The sequence below is a fragment of the Aquidulcibacter sp. genome, assembly GCF_044346625.1.
Classification (GTDB): Bacteria; Pseudomonadota; Alphaproteobacteria; order Caulobacterales; family Aquidulcibacteraceae; genus Aquidulcibacter.
Genome location: NZ_JBIIYV010000161.1, coordinates 1 through 2,845 on the forward strand (window position 1 = coordinate 1; position 2,845 = coordinate 2,845).

General features: G+C 53.5%; 5 protein-coding genes. 1 reads left to right on the forward strand and 4 read right to left on the reverse strand.

From position 1 onward, the window contains the following. Positions 1-82: 82 nt before the first annotated feature. The 4 genes from ACIQ20_RS16470 to ACIQ20_RS16485 form a co-directional block, all read right to left on the reverse strand. A complete protein-coding gene (locus ACIQ20_RS16470; protein WP_395782238.1) occupies positions 83-250 on the reverse strand; it encodes a hypothetical protein in 168 nt (55 codons plus the stop codon). 222 nt (positions 251-472) lie between these two features. Beyond that, on the reverse strand, positions 473-1,780 hold the full coding sequence (locus ACIQ20_RS16475; RefSeq protein ID WP_346382504.1) for a HipA domain-containing protein: 1,308 nt from the start codon (positions 1,778-1,780) through the stop codon (positions 473-475). After that, entirely contained in the window at positions 1,777-2,121 is a 345-nt protein-coding gene (locus ACIQ20_RS16480) for a helix-turn-helix transcriptional regulator (RefSeq protein ID WP_346382503.1), read from the reverse strand. The genes ACIQ20_RS16475 and ACIQ20_RS16480 overlap by 4 nt, the downstream gene beginning before the upstream one ends. A 74-nt stretch (positions 2,122-2,195) precedes the next feature. Continuing rightward, complete coding sequence (locus ACIQ20_RS16485) at positions 2,196-2,597, reverse strand: hypothetical protein (RefSeq protein WP_346382502.1); 402 nt, start codon at positions 2,595-2,597, stop codon at positions 2,196-2,198. Between the two features lie 22 nt (positions 2,598-2,619). On the opposite strand from ACIQ20_RS16485, the gene ACIQ20_RS16490 reads away from it, so the two are divergent. Then, on the forward strand, positions 2,620-2,745 hold the full coding sequence (locus ACIQ20_RS16490) for a hypothetical protein (protein WP_395782241.1): 126 nt from the start codon (positions 2,620-2,622) through the stop codon (positions 2,743-2,745). The last annotated feature ends 100 nt before the right edge of the window (positions 2,746-2,845 follow it).

Consider the following 2,845-nt stretch of genomic DNA (forward strand, 5'->3'; position numbering starts at 1 on the left):
TTGACGGAAATACCCCAGACAGCGCTTACTTCAACCCGCCCCAACCAATCCCGGTTGCGGCGTAAATCCGGCAGTCATCCACTTATAGAAACGGTTCACCTGTCCGAACAAACCGAGCCACTTCAGTAAAGGCGCGTTCGGCAACGATCTGCATTGGCAATTCCCGACGCTTGCGTGCATCGCGCAAGTCAGCCCCAAGCGCGCGCAAAGCGCGCTGAACAGCAGAAGAGGGATGATGAGGTGTTGGCATATGTGATCTTCATAACTCTTTACTGTCTTTTTTGTAGCATGAAGACGACATTAAATCAAGTTATCCTTGAATCTCATGGCTCCTGGTGGAGACAAATAATAGGCGGACTCGGCTGCGTCCCCGAACCGTGCGAATTCAGGCAGCTCATTATCTCAAGACAGCCGGAAAGCTGAAGCCTATCCTGAAATATGCTGTGGCGGGCCGGACCGTTTGTGATCTAGCTTAAATGCGGCCAACGATACGTAAGGCATTCTCTTCGATGAGACGGGCGGCTTCCTCCACATATCCTTTGGTGGATGCGGGCATTGCTGAAACCGTGTCCGATACTGCCACCCGCTGGGCAACCATCGCGTCAACAAGCTCAACCACGCGTGATTGGACATCTGCGGGTCGGAACCCTCCCGCACGTGCAATATCCTCCCAATGCCGCGGTGCTATATCGCCAGGCTTTCGCTTCTTGCCGGCAATCGTTTGAGCAAGATACTGGTTGACCTGGGGCCATGGCAAAACCGTAGAGACGTCATAAAGCGGTGCCAAGCGCGGTGCCGCACCAATCGGGAGAAGAAGCGAATAATTCTTGGCATGAGCGTCGGTGTTCGCAACGAGAATGTTGAAGAGCAGCTGATCCAATAAGGCAAGCGCGTCGACAGGTGAGATATGGCGGGCGGTCCTCAAAAGGGTTGGGAGGTTTACACCGGTGACTGTACCCCGTTCATACTTTCGGCCAGGCGGAAACTGGTTGGCTTGGGCAAAGTCCTCCTGATGAACCCGCTGGATCGTGCCCGATCTGGTCAAGTAGCGATCATATCGTAAGACAGCGATTGCTTTACGTGTCCCAGCTCGAATAATTGTTGCATCGCTTGAAGCAATGCCAATGGCCCTTGCAAGATGGAGGCAATAGTTCTCGTTCTCGACAATCCCCGGCAAGATCGGATTATCAGGCTTAAGGATTAAAGTGGAAGGCGCACCATTTCGGGGGATTGCCAGCACGTCTCTCTCGCGAGGCAAACGCAAAACTGGCTGCCCATTAGCATCCAGGACAGCCAGAGCGGTTTTCCTTTGTCCTCCGGCGAGCGACACACGTACGCCCTCTTCGCCCACCAGAAAAGGGCGGAGAGCCAAGTCTTCAAAATGGCGTGCGAGGGCTGTCTCTTGATCTCTGGTGCCGTAAAACTCGGCAAGTGGCGTATAGGCCCAGTCGGCAGGAGCAGACTTTGCTCCAAACGACAGCGCCCCGGCGGTATCGCCACCAATTTCCTGAAGCACAGCCAAACTGTCCGCTTGGTTCAATCCAAGTGAACGGGTCAAAATTGATAGTTGTTCTTCTTCCGGCAAGAGATTGGCGAGCCAGGGTGAGATGATCTCACTTGGGATTTTTTGCGCACTCACTGGCATCGTCACAGACAGGGGAAAGGCACCGCGTGTAGCAATCCAATTGTGTGTGTATTCGAAGCCGAGGTCGCCATCGACACCAACCTCGATGTCCCCGACGTGAAGCGCATCAAACCAGACAGGGACACGATTGGTCATTGATAGTCACCAAGGTTGTAACCTGAACCCCCTAGCGCATCAGGCGTGACGAGATTTTCCGCTTGAGCATGCAACAAGTTCGTTGCTTCAACGCGCAGAGCTCCGGCAATTCGAAAGAGGCTACTCAAGCGCAAATCGCGTTTGCCATTTTCAATTAGGGAAAGGGCGGGGGCGCTTATGCCGCTCAAACGAGCTAATTCATGTAAGTTCAAGCCAGCAGAAAGCCTGCTGTTGCGAATGCGCTTGCCGATTTCAGGCAATTGAGTTGTTTCAAAAGTGCTCACCGCCGACTCCACTTTACCGATTTCAGTAAATATCGTTGATACAGGAGAGGATTGCAAGAAAATTTATCGTAAAAGATAAAATTGTAGTCAAGCCTAGCTGCCAGACACTGATTTATCTTAAAAGGTAATTTTTATGAGTGTACTTCAGCCCAGAGCGCACAAGATCCAGATGCGAACAATCTCGGCAGGATGACGTTAGAAACTGACAATCTACAAGATATGGATTCAGCCCAAGCTTCCCAGCGCGCGACCATCGCTGCGCCAATCTCCGGGTTGGATGATGCCTTAAACCAGGACGCGAGCTCAGCCCGCAGGTCCAGCAAGGTAGCGGCTGTCGCCTCAATTTGCTCGGTTGCTTGCCTGGCTGTCAGACCAGCGCGCCTTTGGCCGAGTTCTTTAAGTTTCTGAATTGTGGGCCAGCGGGTTGAGCCGTCTAGCGTAAGGGCCATTTGGTCCATCGGTAGATAGGCCGTGGTGGTTACGAGGTCATAGACCGGGGCTAAGCGCGGGATCTCGGATGCGACCTTATACAAGTACAAAGCCAAGTTCGGCGGGATGAGCGTATCGGACGCGCAGAAGCTCAAAGCGCTCGAGTTGGAGAATGCGCGTCTGAAGCGGCTTCTGGCCGAGACGATGCTGGATGTCGCTGTGCTCAAGGACATGGCAACAAAAAACTACTAACGCCCGATGTGAAGCGCCGCGCTGTGGTTCAGGCGATAAGGGACCATGACGTCAGCGAACGTCGGGCGTGCAGCCTGGCTGGACTGGATCGCTCCACGTT